Consider the following 19,313-nt stretch of genomic DNA (forward strand, 5'->3'; position numbering starts at 1 on the left):
CGCACCTGCCGTGGCCGTCATCTCGCGCCCGGCCGGGTCCTCGCTCTTGCGGGCCCGGAGCCGTCTGGGGGCTCGTCCGCTCAAGGTCCTGTTCGAGGCGATGGCCGTTCCCGTCGGCGAGCGCCGCCGTCCCGGCGTGTACTACCGGGGTCTTCCCACGATGGCGGTCGACGGCACCAGCCTGCACGTGCCCGCGGACGAGCAGGTCACCTGGCGCTACCCCAAGCGGGCCGGGGATCAGAGGGAGTTCGGCTACCCGCTGCTGCGCCTGCTGGTGATCGTCGAGTGCGGTACCAGGGCTTTGCTCGCGGCTGCCTTCGGCCCGGAGGCCAGCTCGTGGATCTCCCTGCGCAGCCGCGCGAACCCGGCCCGCTCGTCCGGGTCCAGACCCGCCCGGGACATCTCCGCACTACGAGGGGAAGGACGGGGCGCTGTCCTTGGTCACGAGGACGACCCCGTCTCTCATACCTGAGTATGACCTGGCAGTTCTCGGGTACCTCTGGGGGCTGCCCGGAAACAAGCGTACGGGCTGATTCTGGCGGGGTTTGCGGTCGCAAGGATTGGTATGTCCCATAGCACCGTGTTCTGACAGGAGGTTCATTTCGTGACCTGCCCCCACTGCTGGTGTTCAGGAGGCTGCCCGTGCCGCAACCGCAGTGGCCGTCTGCGCCAGGGATCTGGCGAAGGTACGCGGCCGAGGCGAGGTCCGGGTGGCTGCGCTGGACAGGGTCTCCTTGAAGCTCCGGCAGAGGCTTTGACTGTCATCACGGCTCCATCCGGTTCGGTCAAGTCGACGCTGATGCACTGCGTAGCAGGCCTGGACTTCATCCCCTCAGGCTCTGCCGACCTCATCGCTACCGAACTGACGATGAGGTCGGGGAAGACGACGGGCCTGTCGGGACGGCGGACGCACCGGTCGGCTGAGCTGTCAGGTGGACGTAGCACCGACTCTGGCGGGCAGGCCAGCAGCATTCCCGCGAGTAGACCAACCGTTAGCCTCGATTCCCGTTCCTGGCGTCGCGATCCCGCGTTTCCTGTAGAACCGTGTGCGTGAGTGGGCCTATGGGCCTAACGGTGTGTTAGCCACTCACTATCCTGCCGACGAACTGCACACGCCAACGCCGGGAATCGTCCTCGACTGCATGCAGGGCACCTCACCAGGGCGCGCCCACGGCCACCGTCAGCGGCAGATGCCTGCGAACTTGCGTAGCGGCCCCGTCAGATCACCGCCCTTCAAGCCCCTCGCCCCGCCGGATGCATCCCGGGTATGAGGGCGCATACCTTTTCCAGGGAAACTAGAAATGTTACGTACTGCCCTGCGCAGCGTGTTTGCCCACAAAGCCAGGCTGCTGATGACCATGCTCGCCGTTATGCTCGGCGTCGCGTTCGTCTCCGGCACCCTGGTCTTCACCGACACCATAGGCAACGCTTACCGGAAGAGCTCAGCAAAGAGTTTCGAGCATGTTTCCATTGACATCCGCCCCAAGGCCCCCGGTGCCTCCCCCGACGGCAGCCAAGCACCAGGGAAGGATCCTGGGCTCTCTGACACGCTGATAGAGAAGGTTCGCTCTCTGCCCGGCACCACGGCGGTGACTGGTGTGGTCTCCGGGTTCACCGCGCTGGCCGGCAAAGACGGCAAACCAGTCGGCCAGGGGTGGGGCAGCACCGGCGGCAACTACTACCCCACCGGTGGAAAAGACGCCCGCTATACCTTCACCGACGGGCATGCACCTGAGGCCTCCAACGAGATCGCTCTCGACAGCAGGACTGCCATGCGTACGGGCTACAAGACTGGCGACACAGTGCGTATCTCGGTCGGCGGCCCGGTGATGGAGCAGAAGATCACCGGAATCTTCACCACCAGCGACGGCAGTGTCGCAGCAGGCGGCACCCTCGTTCTTTTCGACAACAGTACCGCCCTGAAACTTTTGGCCGCAGGCGGCACATACAGCGAGATCACCGTCGCCGCAACGCCCGGAACTTCCAGCAATGCGCTAAAGAGCGAGGCGGAGAAGATTCTTCCCGAGGGTGCTGAGGCCATCACCGGCACCGCACTGGCGGCTGAACAGGCCTACCTGATCAGCGTAGAGACCGAAGCCACGGGGCAGGCGCTGCTCGCCTTCGCCGCCATCGCGCTGTTCATCGCCGTGTTCATCATCGCCAATACCTTCACCATGCTGGTTGCCCAGCGCAGCAAGGAGGTTGCCTTGCTGCGTGCCGTCGGTGCCTCCCGCCGACAGGTGACATGTTCGGTGGTCGCCGAGGCGGCGATCATCGGTCTGCTGGCCTCGGTGGCTGGCTTCATGCTCGGCATCGGCATCGCCACCGGCATGCGCGCGGCAATGAGCAGCGCCTCCCTGCCCGACGGACCGCTGGTCATCGCCCCGGGAACCGGGCTGTACGCGCTGGCGACCGGGGTGGGAGTGACAGTACTGGCCGCTTGGCTGCCAGCCCGCCGCGCCGCGAAAATCCCCCCGGTCACGGCGATGACCAGCATGCACGCCACACCCACCCCCCGCAGCCTCGTCCTGCGCAACAGCGCTGGCTCTCTAGTCCTGGTCGGCGGAACCGCACTGCTGCTCTACGCCGCCGGCATGCTGCTGGATAAAGCCGGAAAACTCATGGGCGTAGGCGGCGTACTGTTGATCACCGGTATTGTCATGCTGGCGCCCTCGTTGTGCCGCCTCGTCCTCACGGCCGCTATTCCGTTGCTTGGCCGCTTCGGTGTCGCCAGCAAGCTGGCCGCACAGAACGCGGTGCGCAACCCGCGCCGCACGGCCACCACTGCCGCCGCTCTGTTCATCGGCCTCACCCTCGTCACCGCGGTGACCGTCGTCGCCGCCTCCGCGCAGAACGCCACCAACGCCAGGTCCATCGCTTTATTGAGATCCGACTACGTCATCGACATGACCAATCGGTCCCCGCTCTCCCCGCAGGTGCGCACGACGCTGGACGCACTGCCTGAGGTGCAGGCCTCAAGCCCGCGCCGCAAGACGTTCGGAACCGTGAACCGTGAACCGACACTGATCTCCGGTGTCGACATGAAAACCATCGACGAGCTGGTCAACCTGAATCTCACAAGCGGCTCCGCACGAAACCTGTCGGACAAGGACACACTTGTCGACACGCAGACTGCCGAAAAAGCTGGCCTCAAAACGGGTGACCGCTTCCTGCTGAAGTTTGAAGATGGCAAAACCGAGCAGCTCAACGTCGCCGGCGTATACGAGCCCAACCCCCACAACAAAATGCTCCTCGGCATGGGTGTGTACGCCTCGACGTCGGTAGTGGACAAGGCGGCGGACGATCTGGTATTCGTGAAGATGAAGAACGGCCCGTCGGGCAAGGCCGAGGACGCCATCGCTCAAGCCCTCGGCCACAACCCGGCCATCGAGGTCCTCGGCAAGCAAGCCGTCAGCGACCAATACAGTAGGCAGATCAACACGCTGCTGAACATGATGTACGGGCTGCTGGCCATGGCCCTGTTGACCGCCGTACTCGGCGTTGTCAACACTCTGGCCCTGTCCGTCTTCGAACGGCGACAGGAGATCGGGATGCTGCGGGCCATCGGCCTCGACCGGCGCACAACCCGGCAGACAGTCCGCGTGGAGTCCGTCCTCATCTCACTCTTCGGAGCACTGCTCGGCATCGGCGTCGGCATCTTCCTCGCCTGGGCGGCTGGAACATCTATCGCCCGAGGGCTGACGGCATACACCATGACCATCCCCTACGGCCGGATCACCCTCTTCCTCATACTCGCCGGAGTAACCGGCGTCCTGGCAGCCGCATGGCCCGCACGCCGCGCGGCCAAACTCAACCCCCTGGAAGCCATCCACACCGATTGAAAATCAGGAGCCATACCGATCTTTGTGACGGGTCTATCACGAATTAGGCTCTGCCAAGATTTTCATAGGCGTTGATCGATTGTCGGGGTCCATCGGTTGAGCAGGATGCGGCTGGCCGCCCTGCCCGATCCTCGTGACCGGCGGAGACGGCGTCATGGCCTCGCTTCGGTCATACTGACCGCCGCGTGAGCGGTGCTGGCGGGTGCCCGGTCCTGCCGGCCCTCGGGCAGCGGGCCCGTCACGCACCGCAGGACACCCGCACCCGGCCTGGGGTTCATGCGCGCGAGCCGTTCGAGGTGCGCCTGCCGGCCTCGGTCTCCACCGTGGGCCAGGTGCTGGTCGAGGTGTGTCCCGGAGACCTCGCAGACCTCCTCGGCTACTGCCCGGCCGACACGGAATCGGTCACGTGGACAGCAAGAGCGCCCGCGGCTCACGCACCGATTACCGAGCCCGCCGCCCAATTGCCGCCCGCCGACACGGCTGCACCGACCTGAAGACCGGCAGGGTCACCCGTCAGATCCTCTGCACGATCACGGACATGACGGCATGCGAGGCATCACCCCGGCTGACCCGCCCTATCGCCGCCGGACTCCGAGAGATCTCCTACACACCCTTCACCCGCCCACTCGACCCCCTCGGACTACCTCTGACTGGCAACGCAACGTGGCCAGCGAGGCTTTGAATCAGCCCTGCAGCACACCCCCGGACCTGCGCCTTGCCATGAGGTTGGGAAACCTTCCAAGAACCCCGAGGGAGATGGCGTGGGTGGTGACATGTGAGTAGGTGAAGAAGTTGTACCCAGTCGTTGTCTCTCACGGGGAGAGCCAGGGGCTCTTTCGCAAAGGGTGGGGAGTGAAGGATATGACGAATGGCATTGGCAAGCCGGTTTCCCAGGGGCAGATTCAGGTGCCTGAATGGGCATTGAGTGGTCCGTCGACTGGCGTGATTTCTCAGGATGCTTTCCCTGGGACAGGGAACGAAGGATAACTCCCCGCCGTCAGATGGATTCGACAGGTGCCATCGATATGCAGCTACCGGTGCGCAGGACTCGTTTATTGTCCCGGCGGGTGTCACAAGCGTGGATGTCCGCATGTGGGGTGCCGGTGGCGGGTTGAACCCAACGTATGCCGCAAGCCAGGCCGGGGCGGGTGGCTATACCCGCGGCACCGTTGCCGTCAAACCAGGAGAAACGCTATCTCTGGTTGTGGGTACAGCCGGCTCGGGCACTACCGGTGGTTTCCCGGGTGGTGGACAGGGTGGCCCCCAAGAGGAAACGATGTCGGGTGGCTGCGGGGGCGGCATGAGCGCCTTGTGGCACGACGAGAATCCCAGCACCCCCATCCTCATCGCCGGTGGTGGTAGCGGCGCAGACTATTACAGCTACCTATACGGTGGTGGTGGCGGCGTAATAGGCAGCGACGGCGCCGGAGACACCCCAGGTCGTGGCGGCGGCGGTGGCATTGGAGGCTCGGTTAACGGGGGATCAGCCTCCAACGTCAGTGACGCCATCATCGGTGGTGGGCAACGACTGTGGGTATGGGCAGCAGTGATGGACTGGTGGTAATCCAATGGAATGATTTCTCGGTGGTTCCGGGCGGTCCGCCGAATCTAACGCTTGCGCCTGCCGGGACACCCGGATACCCGGGTGTCCATGTGATCCATAATGGGGAAGGGCAGGTCCCGCCCCAAGATGTGACGGTGAAGCTCCCGGCGAGTGCGCTTCTCAAGTTCCAGCCGCAGCCCACGTATTTGGTTTCGGTGATGAATCCGCAGACCGGTAATGTCACCAACTACGCGGCCACCCTGTCTGCCGACGAGCAGACGTTGACCGCTCCCCAGGTCGATCTGACGCAGGCGGGGCTCGGTGGGAACGGGACATCCGTCCCGCTGTGGCTGGCGGTGACGGCTGATGCCAAGGCGCCGGCGGGGACGACACAGCTGAGCTTCACCATCGGCAATGTGGCCTCCCAGTCCACACCCGTCAACGTCACCTGACCACCCGTGGCCCTCTCAACTGGGCGTCGGAGGCGGGAGTAGGCCCAGTTGACACGCTTCCGTTTGAGCATGAGGTCCTTGCCCGGCCTTCGCCGGTGGGGAACGGCGACGATGTGGCCTGCAGCCTGGTAGGACGACCTGCAGATGCACGCCATGCCGCCTGCGCCTGCCCGAGCAGTCCTCTCGCCCGTCACCGGTCCGGGTCGCACTCGGCAAGGGGTCCGTACAGCAGGACATGCCGGCTCGGCGGACCTCGGGGCCGCGGTCAGCCTTCGGTCACCCTCGCGGGTAACAAATCAGCATCGTGACCCACTCGACCAGGGGATGCGGGACATCGAGTACGGCAGGGCAAGGAACCAACGAGGCCCCGAGCCGAAGAGCAGCGGACGTCAGTCGTCCCGACCCGCTCAATGGCCCGAAGGCCTCGTCTGTTGCGCCGCCCCGCTATCACCCGATCGCTGGCCAACCTGTACAAGGTCAGTGGCAGCGGCGGGACAGCCTCCCCATGGAGCGATGGCGTCCTCATCGTCGGCGGCACCGGTTCATCAAGAAGGACACCACAACTGCCGGGGTCCAGCGCAAATCCTCTGGAACCGCCTGCCACACCGAGAACACCAGATCGGCGCCTCTGTCGCCCACGCCGCCATCCGCCGGAGTGCGGCCTGGACCAGTGGGCAGTCCGCCCCGGTGAGGAGCCGGCGGAAGAACCTGCGGGCCGCAGCCGTGTCACGCCGGTTCTGCACGAGGATGTCCAGGACGTTGCCGTCGGTGTCCACTGCCCGTCACAAGCACTTCTGCACACCGTTGATCTTGATGAAGACCTCGTCGAAGTGCCACTTGCCGCCGGGACGGGGGCGCCGTCGGCGCAAGGCGTTGGCATAGACCCGGCCGAACTTCAGACACCAGCAGCGGACCGTCTCACAGGAGACGACGATGCCGCGCTCGAGCATCAGCTCCTCGACCTCAAGGAAGGAGAGCGGGAAGCGGAAGTACAGCCGCACACAGTGCGAAATGATCTCCACCGGGCACCGGTGATTTCTGTACGACGGCACCACGGACGACACCACGGATCCCCTCCCCGGACAGAAAGCCCGAAGATCATCCCACCCCAACCGGCAACCTGACAGCGCCCGTTCTACTTCCGAGCGGTCTTGTCGAGTAGCCAATCATTCACTGTGGGTAGCAAATTCTTGCCGACTTAAGTCCTGCTCTGCCGGGACTTTAGACCCTTAAAGTTGCCACATTGGCAATGGACGCTGAAATGAGGGTGCGGCTGACCAGGCGAACCCTCACGTCCGGAATGCGACCAAGTGGATTCACGAAGCCATTCCATGGAAGTAGCGCCTCCGTCCACCCCGGATCTCCAAGTAAAGATCAACACGCAAAGGGCCACTTAAGGAAGGAGAATCACGCATGAGCGAGTTACCGAAAAATAACCCGGCAGGATCCCTTTCGGAACATCTCGAAACTCCGACATTTAGCGTCATATCCGGCACGCAAGTAAATAGAGTGCTGTCCGGCCGAACGCGAACCATTGCGGATCTGATCGAATCTGTATACAGGTGGCATGACGACGGGCTCACAGTTAATCCCCCGTCTTATTTTCTCCGGTTCCCCGACCGTACCGATTCGCGGATCATCGCGCTGCCCGCCGCTCTTGGCGGGGAGAGCGCCGTGGCGGGAATCAAGTGGATTTCCAGCTTCCCGAGGAACGTCGCCAACGGGGTGCCGCGGGCTTCGGCCGTTCTAATACTCAATGATCCGGAGACCGGATATCCGTTCGCCTGCCTGGAGAGTTCCATCATCAGTGCGGTCCGCACCGCCGCGTCCGCCGCTGTAGCCGCCGACTGGCTGAGCCGAGGCCGGGGACGGGCCCGGAAGATCGGCTTCGTCGGCACGGGGCTGATCGCCCGCTACATCCACACCTACCTGGTGGGCACTGGTTGGACCTTTGACCGTGTCGGTATCCATGATGTGTCCGCCGAACACGGTGAGGGCTTCCGTGGATACCTCGAAGGGGCGGGCTGCGACGGGGACCTGGTCGTCCACGACAGCGCGGAGGACTTGATCAGGTCTTCGGATCTGGTGGTCTTCGCCACGGTCGCCGGTACCCCGCACATCCACTCACCCGAGCTCTTATCTCACAACCCGCTGGTGCTGAACATATCGCTGCGCGATTTGTCGGCAGAGATCATCCTTAGTGCGGCAAACGTGGTGGATGACGTCGAGCATTGCCTCAAGGCTGATACATCACCGCATATCGCCGAGCAGCAGGTGGGCAACAGGGACTTCATCACCGGCACGTTGGGTGATGTCATGCGAGGCGCCGTTCAGGTCCCCGACGATCGGCCGGTCATCTTCTCTCCGTTTGGCCTGGGGGTTCTCGACCTCGCCTTGGGCCGCCACATCTGGGATCAAGTTCGCCAATCTGGCGAACTGACAGTCATTGACGATTTCTTCTCCGAGCTGCGCCGGTACGGATGACGTAACGGCGTCCGGTTCCCAATGCGAGAAGAGATGTAACTGTGCCCATAATAACGAGGCCCGACGAGTTCACCATCGATGACTTGTTTGTCGATCTGAGTTCCGTTCTGCCACAACCATTATTTCTCAAATGCGAGGGATTCAACTTCGCCGGCTCTATCAAGTTGAAGGCTGCCGTCGAAATGATCGACGCCGCCGAACGTGACGGCTTACTGTCGAAGAACTCCATCATCGTTGAGTCGTCGTCAGGAAACCTTGGCGTGGCCATAGCCATGGTCGCGGCAAGCAGAGGCTACCAGTTCGTGTGTGTGACCGATACACGATGCAACATGGCGACACGTGAACTGATGAAAACCTTCGGGTGCCTGGTGCACACCGTCACCAACCCCCACCCGGAGAACGGCTATCTCGGCGCCCGCCTGGACCACGTCCGGAAGCTTTGTGATTCTGACAGCCGGTACGTCTGGCTCAACCAGTATTCTAACCCGAATAATTGGATGGCCCATCACCGTCGGACCGCACCTGCCATCGCCCGCAGTTTCCCTCGGCTGGACGTTCTCTTCGTCGGTGCGGGTACGACCGGCACCCTGATGGGCTGTGCCCGCTACTTCAGGGCCGAGCGGCCGGAGGTCACCATCGTTGCCGTCGACTCGGTCGGCTCGGTTTCCTTCCGCGCCCCGGCAGGCCCTCGCATGATTCCAGGACTGGGGGCAAGCGTGAAGCCATTGCTGCTCGACGAATCCCTCGTGGACGACGTGGTACTCGTTCCCGAGCTGGAGACCATTCGAAGCTGTCACCAGCTGGCTTCACACGGCTACCTGTTCGGTGGTTCCACCGGGACGGTGGTGCAGGGCGCCGTCCGCTGGCTCGCTGAGAACCGCCCCGATCCGAGCTGCACAGCGGTCGCCATTGCCCCGGATCTGGGTGAACGCTACCTCGATTCCATCTACGAGCCCGGCTGGGTCGAGACGAACTACGGCCCGGAAACGCTGGCACCCTCCTCCCGCGTCGAGCCCCTCGTCGTCTCGGCGCCCCTGGGTGACGTCGCCTAGGTAACCCGTAGGACGCAATCGAACCCTGTTTTGCGGTCCCAGCCACCACCTGGGCCAGAAAGGCATAACTCGGCATGTCAGACATACCCTTAGGGCCGCCGTGGCCCCAATGCGCTCTGCACGAACTGATCGCCCTCCAGGCGGGCCGCACCCCTGAGCGGGAGGCAGTGCGCTGCGGCGAGCTGCGTCTGACCTATAGAGACCTCCTCACCGCGGCCCGGACAGTGGCCGACCGGCTCGGACATCGTGGGATCGGGCCGGGCCACAGGGTCGCGGTCAGCGTCAACCGCTCGACCGACCTGCCGGTGGCTCTGCTGGGAGTGATGCTCTCAGGCGCCGCGTTCGTCCCCGTCGATCCGGCCTACCCCTTGGAGCGGCAGGCTTACATGCTGCGCGACTCAGGCGCGCAGCTGACCCTTACGGTCGCTAGTCTCGCGGATCGCGTCCGCACGCCTGAAGTCCTCCTGCTGGACGACCGGGATCCCGGAACTCCGCCCTTCGAGGCAAGCGGTGCAACGCGCCCGGCCGTCACACAGGACGATCTCGCCTACCTGATGTACACGTCCGGCTCCACCGGCCGTCCCAAGGCGGTGGCGGTGGACCACCGGTGCCTCACCAAGGGCGTGCTGGCAATGGCGCCCGTGGTCCGCCCGGAGCAGGAAGACGTCTGGCTCTCGCTGACATCTGCTTCCTTCGACCCAGTCCTGATCGACCTGTTCCTTCCGCTCCTGTCCGGAGGGGCCGTGGTGATCGCCGAGGAGCACCAAGTCCTCGACGGCCGGGCGCTGTGTGAGCTGCTGGACAGCAGCGGTGCGAGCGTCTTGCAGGCCACGCCCCTGGCCTGGAGCATGCTGATCGACGCTGGGTGGACCGGTGGTCTGCGGGTAGCCCTGTGCGGCGGGGAGCCGCTGTCTCCTTCCCTGGCAGCCGAACTGTGCTCACGGTCCCGGCAGGTATGGAACATCTACGGTCCGACCGAGACCACCATCTGGTCCACGGCCCACCGTGTGGCCGCCTCCGACCATCGGATCGTGCCCGTAGGCCGACCTCTGCCGGACACCACGGTTCATCTCCTTGACGAACAGCGCCGTCCGAGTGGCCCCGGGGAACCCGGAGAGGTCTGGATCGGCGGCGGGGGTGTCACGCGCGGCTACTTCGGGCGCCCGGGACTCACCGAGGAATGCTTCGTGGCCGACCCCTTCGGCCCGGCCGGAGGCAGGCTCTACCGAACAGGCGATCTGGGGCGGTTCAACGCAGACGGAGCACTGGAGCTGCTGGGCCGTGTCGACCACCAGATCAAGATCCGCGGCCATCGGGTGGAGCCCGGAGAGATCGAGAACTGTCTGACACAGGACCCGTCCGTGGCAGAGGCAGTGGTCCTCCCGTGGCAGGTCGGCGGTCAGCAGCGTCTTGTGGCCTACGTGCGTCCAAATCATGGTTCCGTCATCAGGAAAGCGCAGCTGCGGGCCCATGCGGCGGCCCGGCTGCCCCGCCACATGCTGCCCGCCGCGTACCTGACGGTCGACGTGTGGCCTCGCACTCCCAACGGCAAGGTCGACCGTCGCGCGTTGCCTGAGCCGGTGGTGGCCTGCACCCCGCTGGATGACGGTGGCGTTGTCGCGCCACCGGAAGAGAGCGGTGTCGCGGGACAACAGGACGACGTGATCCTCGCACTCGCCGCCATCTGGCAGGGCCTGCTGGGTGGTGCCTCCCCTGGCCCTGATGCCGACTTCTTCGCGATGGGAGGAAGCTCACTGGACATCATGCGCATGATCGGGATCATCCGGACCCGCTTCGGAGTGCGGATGAACGCGGCCCGGATGATGCGGGCATCGACATTGGCCGACCAGGCGGCGCTGCTGAGAACCGCCATCGCTGCAGTCGACGCGGTCGGCTCCCAGCCGTAACGCCCGCGACCCCGATAGGAAGAGTGAGTCAACCATGCAGGACTGCGCAGAGTTCCGAGCGCTGCCGGCGATCCAACGACCATTGTGGACCGCAAGCCAGATAACCCAGGACCTCCCGGTCTACACCGAGGCCGAGAGCTTCCGGCTGACGGGACCAGTGGACCGGTCCGCATTGATCCATGCCCTGGACGCGCTGTACGCCCGTCATCCGGCCCTGCGAACTGTGATTGCGACGGATGCTGACGAGCATCCTCACGTAGGGATCCTGCCCGCCGGGCCCTTCCCCCGGGAGGAGCTCGACCTGCGCGGGCACCCTCCGGAGCTGGCCGTGCTGATGGGTGAGCGTGCGGTTGCAGATGCGGCGCGCCGGACCTTCGACCTCAACGGCGGGCTGGCCCGCGTGCACCTGATCCGCTGCACGGAGGAGGAATGGCTGCTCGTCCTCGTGCTGCACCATCTCGTGTGTGACGGGGACAGCTTGCGGGTGCTCTTCGCTGAACTGGGTGCTCTGTACGCGGGCACGGCACTGGCCGAGCCCCACTCGGATCCTGTCGGAGCTCAGCGGCTCCTGCGGACGAATGCGGGGGACGCGATCATCCGGGCCGACCTTGACTACTGGCACGGTCAGCTGGAGGGCATTCCCAGCCGCTTCCTGTTTCCGGCTGACTACGCTCGTGGCCCGGTCAGCGGCTTCCTTGGGCGCAGGTGTCAGCTCGGCTGGGACGAGAATTGGTTCGACCGGGTGCGGATCGCTGCCGCGGCGGCACGGGTCTCCCCGTTTGCCGTGGTGGCCTCCGCACTGTCCGTCGTCCTGTCCAGGTTCGCCCGCGCCGACGACCTGGTTCTCGGCAGCACCGTGAACATGCGCTCCGAGGCGGATGCGGAGGAGGCAGTCGGCTACTTCATGAAGACCGTTCCGTTGCGCATGCGGGTCGACGACTCCGCCACCACCACTGACCTGCTGCGGATGGTGCACGGAACAGTCCTCGACGCCATGGACCACACCACAGTCGAATTCGATGAGATCATCGCCGGCCTGAACCGGTCCGGCGAGGGACACGCACCGGTGTTCCAGGCCGCTCTGGAACTGCACTACGAGTCGAGTGAACTGCACCTGCCAGGGGTGTCCACCACAAGGCTGCCCATCGACCCCGGAACTGCGAAGTTCGATTTCACCTTCCACCTCAGTGCAGCCGACGATACGCCGAGTTACCTCGAATACCGCACGGAGCAGTACTCCGCGCAGACCGCCGAAGCTCTGGGAAACGCCTTCCGTATTCTGCTCGAACGGCTGTGCGCGGAGCCGCAATCGCCGGTGGCGCAATTGGCGCTCGTGGACCCAAGTCTCGGCGATCCGGCGGAAGGCCGACAGAACGGCCCGGCCCTCCCGCCACAGGACCTCGTCCCGCTACCGGACATGGTGCGTGAGCAGGCCTCACACCATCCGGACCGTCCGGCGCTCGTCCTCGGCACGGAGTTCTTGAACTACGCGCAGTTCGTCCAGCGCTCGGACCTTGTGGGCAAAGCGCTCGCCGAGGCGGGGATCGAGCCCGGTGACGTCGTGGGCGTGGCGGTGCACCGGTCGCTCGCGCAGACGTGTGCTCTGTTCGGCGCCTGGTCGGCCGGGGCAACCTGCGCACCGCTCGACCCTGCCCTTCCAGCCGACCGGCTCCGCTCGATGATGCAGGCGGCAGGCATCCGATTAGTGCTGGTGGACGCCGAATCCGAGGCGTCGCCGGCATTCGCAGACGTGCGTCGCGTGCCCGTCCAAGCCGTCCTCGATGCCCCTGGGGCGGACGCGGCCGGCTCCCCGGCGCGCGGCCTGGACTGTGCGGCGTCTTCGCCTGTGGCGAAGGTCGGACTTGAGGACGTGGCGTACCTGATCTTCACGTCCGGAACCAGCGGTCCCCCGAAACCGGTCGCGGTACAGCACCTCAGCTTGGCTGCCTTCGGCGAGGCCATGGATCAGTTGGTTTTCACCGAGCTACCGGAGTGTGCACGCGTGGCGGTCAACGCCCCGTTCTCCTTCGACGCCTCCTGGCAGGGCACCCAGTTGCTTCGTTCGGGGCACACCCTGTATCCAGTCCCGGACGAGGTCCGAGCGGACCCTGACGCCATGGTGGGTTTCCTCCGCGACAACGCCATCGACGCACTGGACGGCACGCCCACCCACGTTGCCTCCCTGGTGGAAGCGGGACTGCTCGACGAGCACGCGCATGTGCCGCAGACCATGGTGCTGGGTGGCGAAGTCGTGTCAGCGGAGCTGTGGCGCCGCCTTGCCTCGTCCGACACCCGGGCATTCAACGTCTACGGCCCGACGGAGTTCACGGTCAACGCCGTCGGCTGCCGCATCCAGGACGCCGACGCACAGCCGGTGATCGGCCGCCCGCTCGCCGGGGTGACCGCCCGCGTCCTGGACTCTGAACTACGCCCGGTACCGACCGGCTTCGCCGGTGAACTTCACTTGTCAGGACCTCAGCTGGCCGTCGGCTATGTCGGCAGGCCGGACCTCACCTCCCAGCGCTTCCGCACGTCGCCCGACGGGGTGCGTAGCTACGCGACCGGTGACGTCGTGCGCTGGCGATACGACGGGGACCTTGAATTCATCGGGCGCTGTGACGATCAGATCAAATTGCGCGGCTATCGGATCGAACCGACGGAGATCAACGCAGTTCTGCGGGCCGCACCCTGCGTGGCGGACGCCGCCGTAGTGGTGGTCCGACCTGGTACGCCCACTGCGGCGCTGCATGCGGGCCTCGTCATGTCCGGCCCTGACGCCGGGACCGAGGCGGTGCGTGCGTTCGCTGTTGACCGCCTGCCCGCGTACATGGTGCCCACTTCCTTCTCCACACTGCCGTACCTGCCGCGTACCACCTCAGGGAAGCTGGACCTGGCCGCCATCGCGGCGGACGCGGGCAAGGCAATGGCGGTGCTCCCGCAGACGGCAGTGGTCCATCCGGTCCAGCAACGCATGGCGTCGATCTGGACCCGCCTGCTGGGCTGCGAAAGCGTCGCGGCCGGGGACGACTTCTTCGCGCTGGGGGGGAACTCGCTCCTCGCCAGCCGACTCGTCCGACAGGTCGAGCAAGAGTTCGGTGTCCGGCTTGCGCTGAGCACCGTCTTCGGCTGCCGCACCCTGGCGTCGATGTCGGAGGCACTCGGAGTCCAACCGGCGGGGGGAGCCTCCACCGAGGCCTCTGACAGCCTGGCGGTCGTACTCACCGAGGGCACCGCGGCGCAACGCGACCCAGTCCCACTCGTCATCTTCCACCCTCTCGGCGGATCGCTATTCCCCTACCAGCCGCTGCTGCGCCTGCTGCCGGACACGACGGCAGTGTGGGGCGTGCGCTCGCCCACGGCAGCCGACGCCGGCCCCGAACCGGCGGACGTGACGCGTCTGGCGATTCGATACGCCGACGAAATCACCCGGCGGGTTCCCGAACAGCGCCTGGCGCTGTTCGGCTGGTCACTCGGGGGCCTGATCGCCCTCGCGGTGGCCGCGGAACTGGAGGCGCGCGGCATCCGGATCGACTTCACCGAGGTATGGGACTGCGGCGTCGGTACCGAAGAGCCTTTGGGAGACCAGGAATCGTTGCGGATGGCTCTGCGGGCCGCCTACGGCCCGGAGGCGCTGCAGCGGTCCGATCCGCTCGTCCGCCAGGTCCTCGCGACGGTGGCGGAAGGAGAGCTGCTGAGCACCACGTCCATACGGTCCGTCCAGGAGCGGACGCGTTCGCTTGGTTCGGCAGCGGACAATGCCTCACTGCCCCGGCACTTCGAGGTGATCCGACAGCAGACGGAGCTTTTCCGGGGCTGGGAACCTGTACCCCTGCAGACTTCGATCCACGCGGTCTACGCCGCACCTAGTCTGCGCGACGGCAGTGTCGCGCGCACCGACTGGCGCGGCTTCACCTCTGGTCAGTGGACCGAGGCCACGGTCGAGGCCGACCACTACGACATGATGCGGGCTCCCGGTGTCACCGAGTCGGCGCGGGGCCTGCTCACGCGCTTGACCACCCGCTCCGCACCCGCACAGAACAGGTGATCAGCGTGGATTCCACTGACGTGAAACGACTCTACGAGGAGTTCCCCTATCCGTCACCGACGGCGGCCTCCGCACCCATCGAGGACGTCGCGAACGGCCTCGGATTCCTGATCGAGGACGAGGACCTGACTGACTGGAACGTCCTGGACGTCGGCTGCGGTACCGGTCACAGGCTCCTGGGGATGGCCCTGCGCTTTCCCCAGGCGCACTTCACCGGCTTGGACGCGTCGGCGGCCTCCCTGGCCGTGGCACGCGACCTCGCCGAACGGCACGGTGCGCGCAACATCGAGTTCGTCGAAGGTCTACTCCCTGAATTGAGTCTTCCCTCCAACTTCGACCTCGTGGTCTGTACCGGGCTGGTGCACCACCTGCCCGACCCCCGCACCGGGATGCGCTGGCTCAGCGAACGGCTCGCCCGTGACGGACTGTTGTACCTCTGGTTCTACCACGCGTTGGGCGAGCACGATCGGCTGCTGGACCGCGAGCTGGTCCAGCTGCTGCGCTCGCCCAACTCGCCGGAGTCCGGCCTGGAGACCGTACATGCGCTTGGGCTGGCCTTATCCGAGGAGCGCTACGGGTCCAACTCGGCTGCGGGCTCGGCGAGGGCAGCCGCCGACGCGGACGCCTACCTGAATCCCATCGTCAACGCCTACCGGTTCCGTGATGTGGCCGAGCTGAGCGAGGGGCTGTCCTTGCATTGGACCGCCGCCTTCAGCGTCAACTCCGACGGCGGCAGCAAGTTCGTCGACCTGGCGGGTGTCGAGGACGACCCGTATCTGTGCGTCCAGGGCCAGGAGCTGATCCCGCATGTCTTGCGCGACCGGTTCGCCCGCCTGGACATCGGCGATCGGCTGAGCGCGATCGAACTGGTCGTTCGCCCGACCGGTTTCAGTGTGGTGTCCGGCCGCGGAGAGGCCCTCGACCTGTGCACGCCCCGGCTGCGCGGGAATGTGTTCGCCACTCCAAGCCCACCCCCGCCGTCTGTCTGGCGATAGCCGGCGGGAGACCGATTTCCTGCCCACCGATCAAGGAGAAGAAATGAGCCATCCCAGTCCCGTGCGACACTTGCTGTCGCTGAACGACCTCACCGATGAGGAGCTGTACGCGCTGGTCCGCAGGGCACACGACCATGCGCGGGGTGTCGTACCGCTGAACGGCCAGCTTGCCGACCGCGTCGTGGGAACTTACTTCCGTACCACGTCAACCCGAACCCGGACGGCCTTCTCCGTCGCCGCCCTGCGGTTGGGTGCCCGATTGGTGGCGTACGGACCCGGAGATCTGCAGGAGAACACCGGTGAGGACGTCGGTGACACCGGACGAGTTCTCGGTCTGATGCTCGACTGCCTGGTCGCGCGCACTTCGGCCAGTGCCGGTGAGCTGCGCACCGTCGCCTCGTGGAACACCATGTCGGTCGTCAACGCGATGACCGAGGACGAACACCCCACTCAGGCAGTCACCGACCTGTCGGCCATGCTCACGGCCTTCGGTCGGCTCGAAGGCCTGCGCGTGCTGTACGTGGGCGAGGGCAACAACACTGCTGCGGCGCTCGCACTCGCCCTGCCGCGCTATCGCAACACGGAGCTGTACCTGCGCACACCCTTCGGGTACGGCCTGCCGCAGCCGGCGCTGCACCGGGCCGGCGAGTACGGCTCGGCACACGAGGCAGTGGTCGAGGAGCGCCACGACATGGACGGACTGCCACCTGAGGTCGACGTGGTCTACACCACACGGTGGCAGACCACCGGCACCTCCAAGCAGGACCCTGCATGGAGGGAGGCCTTCTCCCCCTTCAAGGCCGACGCGGCTCTTCTGGAACGCTATCCCTCCGCGGTGTTCATGCACGACCTGCCCGCGCACCGCGGCGAGGAAGTGGACGCCGAGGTGCTGGACGGTGACCGCAGCATCGCCTTCAAGCAGGCGGAGCACAAGCTCTACGGAGCGATGGCCGCCCTGGAGTGGTGCTTGACCGATCTCCCCCCCACGAGCTGTACCGCGTAGCCCAAACACCTCAAGGACGGATTCAACCCATCGGCGCGACGGGCGATCCGGCCCGGAGCGAACTCGTCGCAGTCTTCACCCGACTCGCCGTCCCGAACCGCTTGTTCGGTCGACGGGTCTGCCACCGCGCGGCCATCCAGGCCCACGTGACAACTTACGGAGCATCATGTACCTGACCATGCTGAAGTCCAAGATCCATCGAGCCACTGTGACCCAGGCCGACCTGCACTACGTCGGATCACTGACCCTGGACGAGGACCTCATGACCGAAGCCGGGCTGCTGCCCGGCGAGAAGGTCGACATCGTCGACATCAACAATGGCAATCGGTTGTCGACCTACCTGATCAAGGGTCCGAAGGGGTCCGGTGTGGTCGGCATCAACGGCGCAGCCGCACGTCTGATCGGCGTCGGAGACCTGGTGATCATCATCGCATACCGGCTGTGTCCCGAGGCTTCGGCACAAGAGCAGGCGCCGCGGGTCGTGTTCGTGGACGAACACAACCAGATATCGGCCCTCGGGCATGACCCGGCCGATCCTGGCTCGTTACCCGAGCTGGTGCGCGGGGACGTGGCCCACGACGCCGTATGAGCTGTGGGTCGGAGGCGGCCCCGCCTCCGACCCGCTCCCGTCCTGAACTGCCCGCAGGCCCCACCGGCGCGGGGCCGCTGCGACGCCTGCTCTGCATGGTCCCACGCAGGGCAAAACGTCCCATGGGACCGGCGCGCCGACCGGGTCGCCCCACCAGCTCACCAGGAGTGACATGTCCCGCCGTCTGTTCACCTCGGAGTCCGTAACCGAGGGACACCCAGACAAGATCGCCGACCAGATCAGCGACACCGTCCTCGATGCCCTACTGCGGGAGGACGCCACCTCGCGGGTGGCAGTCGAAACGCTGGTCACCACTGGCCTGGTCCACGTCGCGGGCGAGGTGACAAGCAAGGCGTACGCGCCCATTGCCCAGCTCGTCCGCGACAAAATCCTCGAGATCGGCTACGACTCCTCACAAAAGGGCTTCGACGGAACATCGTGCGGTGTATCGGTCTCCATCGGCGCGCAGTCACCCGACATCGCGCAGGGTGTGGACATGGCCTACGAGTCCCGGTCCGAGGGGGCCGCAGCAGAGGACGAAGGGGACCGACTGGAACGGCAGGGCGCCGGCGACCAGGGCTTGATGTTCGGCTATGCCTGTGAAGACACCCCTGAGTTGATGCCCCTACCGATCCAACTCGCACACCGGCTTGCCCGCCGCCTGACCGACGTGCGCAAGGACGCCACCCTTCCCTACCTGCGCCCGGACGGTAAGACCCAGGTCACCATCGAGTATCGCGGCAGCCGACCAGCCCGGCTGGACACCGTGGTCGTTTCTTCCCAGCACACCCCGGAAGCGGACCTGGCCGCGGAGCTCATCCCAGACATACGGGAGCACGTCGTCGACCACGTACTGGCCCGGCTGGCGGAAGACGGGGTCAAGCTGGACACCGAGGGCTACCGGCTGCTGGTGAACCCGACCGGCCGTTTCGAGATCGGTGGCCCGATGGGCGACGCCGGTCTGACCGGTCGCAAGATCATCATCGACACCTACGGCGGCATGGCCCGACACGGTGGGGGCGCCTTCTCCGGCAAGGACCCCTCGAAGGTGGACCGCAGCGCCGCGTACGCCATGCGCTGGGTGGCCAAGAACGTGGTGGCCTCAGGGCTCGCCTCCCGCTGCGAGGTCCAGGTGGCGTATGCGATCGGTAAGGCGGAGCCCGTCGGCCTCTTCGTCGAGACTTTCGGCACCGCCATAGTGGCCGTCGACCGTATAGAGAGGGCCATCACCCAGGTATTCGACCTGCGTCCGGCCGCCATCATCCGGGATCTCGACCTGCTGCGGCCGATCTACGCCCAGACCGCCGCGTACGGACACTTCGGCCGCGAGCTGCCGGACTTCACCTGGGAGCGCACGGACCGGGCCGACGCACTGCGCGTCGCTGCCGGTCTGTAGATCCT

General features: G+C 65.7%; 12 protein-coding genes and 2 pseudogenes. 12 read left to right on the forward strand and 2 right to left on the reverse strand.

Features of this window, described 5'->3' with window-relative positions; genetic code table 11:
* The first annotated feature begins 10 nt into the window (after window positions 1–10).
* The 4 genes from AC3IYJ_RS00700 to AC3IYJ_RS00715 all read left to right on the forward strand — a co-directional run bounded on the left by AC3IYJ_RS00700 (window position 11) and on the right by AC3IYJ_RS00715 (window position 5,837).
* Window positions 11–472, forward strand: a complete 462-nt coding sequence (locus AC3IYJ_RS00700; protein WP_489399385.1) for a hypothetical protein — start codon at window positions 11–13, stop codon at window positions 470–472.
* An 829-nt stretch (window positions 473–1,301) separates the two neighbouring features.
* The gene (locus tag AC3IYJ_RS00705; protein ID WP_489399386.1) at window positions 1,302–3,842 is read left to right on the forward strand and encodes an ABC transporter permease; all 2,541 of its coding nucleotides are present in this window, start codon (window positions 1,302–1,304) and stop codon (window positions 3,840–3,842) included.
* A gap of 1,090 nt (window positions 3,843–4,932) precedes the next feature.
* On the forward strand, window positions 4,933–5,406 hold the full coding sequence (locus tag AC3IYJ_RS00710; protein WP_489402646.1) for a glycine-rich protein: 474 nt from the start codon (window positions 4,933–4,935) through the stop codon (window positions 5,404–5,406).
* A gap of 134 nt (window positions 5,407–5,540) precedes the next feature.
* Window positions 5,541–5,837 carry a hypothetical protein gene (locus AC3IYJ_RS00715; protein ID WP_489399387.1) on the forward strand — a complete coding sequence of 99 codons (297 nt, stop codon included), beginning with the start codon at window positions 5,541–5,543 and terminating at the stop codon, window positions 5,835–5,837.
* Between the two features lie 132 nt (window positions 5,838–5,969).
* On the opposite strand, the pseudogene AC3IYJ_RS00720 reads toward AC3IYJ_RS00715, so the two are convergent.
* Both AC3IYJ_RS00720 and AC3IYJ_RS00725 read right to left on the reverse strand, forming a co-directional pair.
* Window positions 5,970–6,197 (reverse strand): annotated as a pseudogene (locus tag AC3IYJ_RS00720) (IS5/IS1182 family transposase); the annotation flags it as partial.
* 329 nt (window positions 6,198–6,526) lie between these two features.
* Window positions 6,527–6,901: pseudogene (locus tag AC3IYJ_RS00725) on the reverse strand (IS6 family transposase); the annotation flags it as partial.
* Between the two features lie 349 nt (window positions 6,902–7,250).
* On the opposite strand from AC3IYJ_RS00725, the gene sbnB reads away from it, so the two are divergent.
* The 8 genes from sbnB (at window position 7,251) to metK (ending at window position 19,308) form a co-directional block, all read left to right on the forward strand.
* On the forward strand, window positions 7,251–8,321 hold the full coding sequence (gene sbnB / locus AC3IYJ_RS00730) for a 2,3-diaminopropionate biosynthesis protein SbnB (protein WP_489399388.1): 1,071 nt from the start codon (window positions 7,251–7,253) through the stop codon (window positions 8,319–8,321).
* Between the two features lie 41 nt (window positions 8,322–8,362).
* Window positions 8,363–9,373 carry a 2,3-diaminopropionate biosynthesis protein SbnA gene (gene sbnA / locus AC3IYJ_RS00735; RefSeq protein WP_489399389.1) on the forward strand — a complete coding sequence of 337 codons (1,011 nt, stop codon included), beginning with the start codon at window positions 8,363–8,365 and terminating at the stop codon, window positions 9,371–9,373.
* Window positions 9,374–9,447: 74 nt separating this feature from the next.
* Window positions 9,448–11,280, forward strand: a complete 1,833-nt coding sequence (locus AC3IYJ_RS00740; RefSeq protein WP_489399390.1) for a non-ribosomal peptide synthetase — start codon at window positions 9,448–9,450, stop codon at window positions 11,278–11,280.
* Between the two features lie 34 nt (window positions 11,281–11,314).
* A complete protein-coding gene (locus AC3IYJ_RS00745; protein WP_489399391.1) occupies window positions 11,315–15,325 on the forward strand; it encodes a non-ribosomal peptide synthetase in 4,011 nt (1,336 codons plus the stop codon).
* Window positions 15,326–15,330: 5 nt separating this feature from the next.
* Window positions 15,331–16,320 carry a class I SAM-dependent methyltransferase gene (locus AC3IYJ_RS00750; protein ID WP_489399392.1) on the forward strand — a complete coding sequence of 330 codons (990 nt, stop codon included), beginning with the start codon at window positions 15,331–15,333 and terminating at the stop codon, window positions 16,318–16,320.
* Window positions 16,321–16,363: 43 nt separating this feature from the next.
* Window positions 16,364–17,323, forward strand: a complete 960-nt coding sequence (locus AC3IYJ_RS00755) for an ornithine carbamoyltransferase (RefSeq protein WP_489399393.1) — start codon at window positions 16,364–16,366, stop codon at window positions 17,321–17,323.
* A 166-nt stretch (window positions 17,324–17,489) separates the two neighbouring features.
* Entirely contained in the window at window positions 17,490–17,912 is a 423-nt protein-coding gene (gene panD / locus AC3IYJ_RS00760; RefSeq protein WP_489399394.1) for an aspartate 1-decarboxylase, read from the forward strand.
* A gap of 172 nt (window positions 17,913–18,084) precedes the next feature.
* Window positions 18,085–19,308, forward strand: a complete 1,224-nt coding sequence (gene metK, locus AC3IYJ_RS00765; RefSeq protein WP_489399395.1) for a methionine adenosyltransferase — start codon at window positions 18,085–18,087, stop codon at window positions 19,306–19,308.
* Window positions 19,309–19,313 lie beyond the last annotated feature (5 nt).

The sequence above is a fragment of the Streptomyces sp. GL_140 genome (assembly GCF_057834465.1).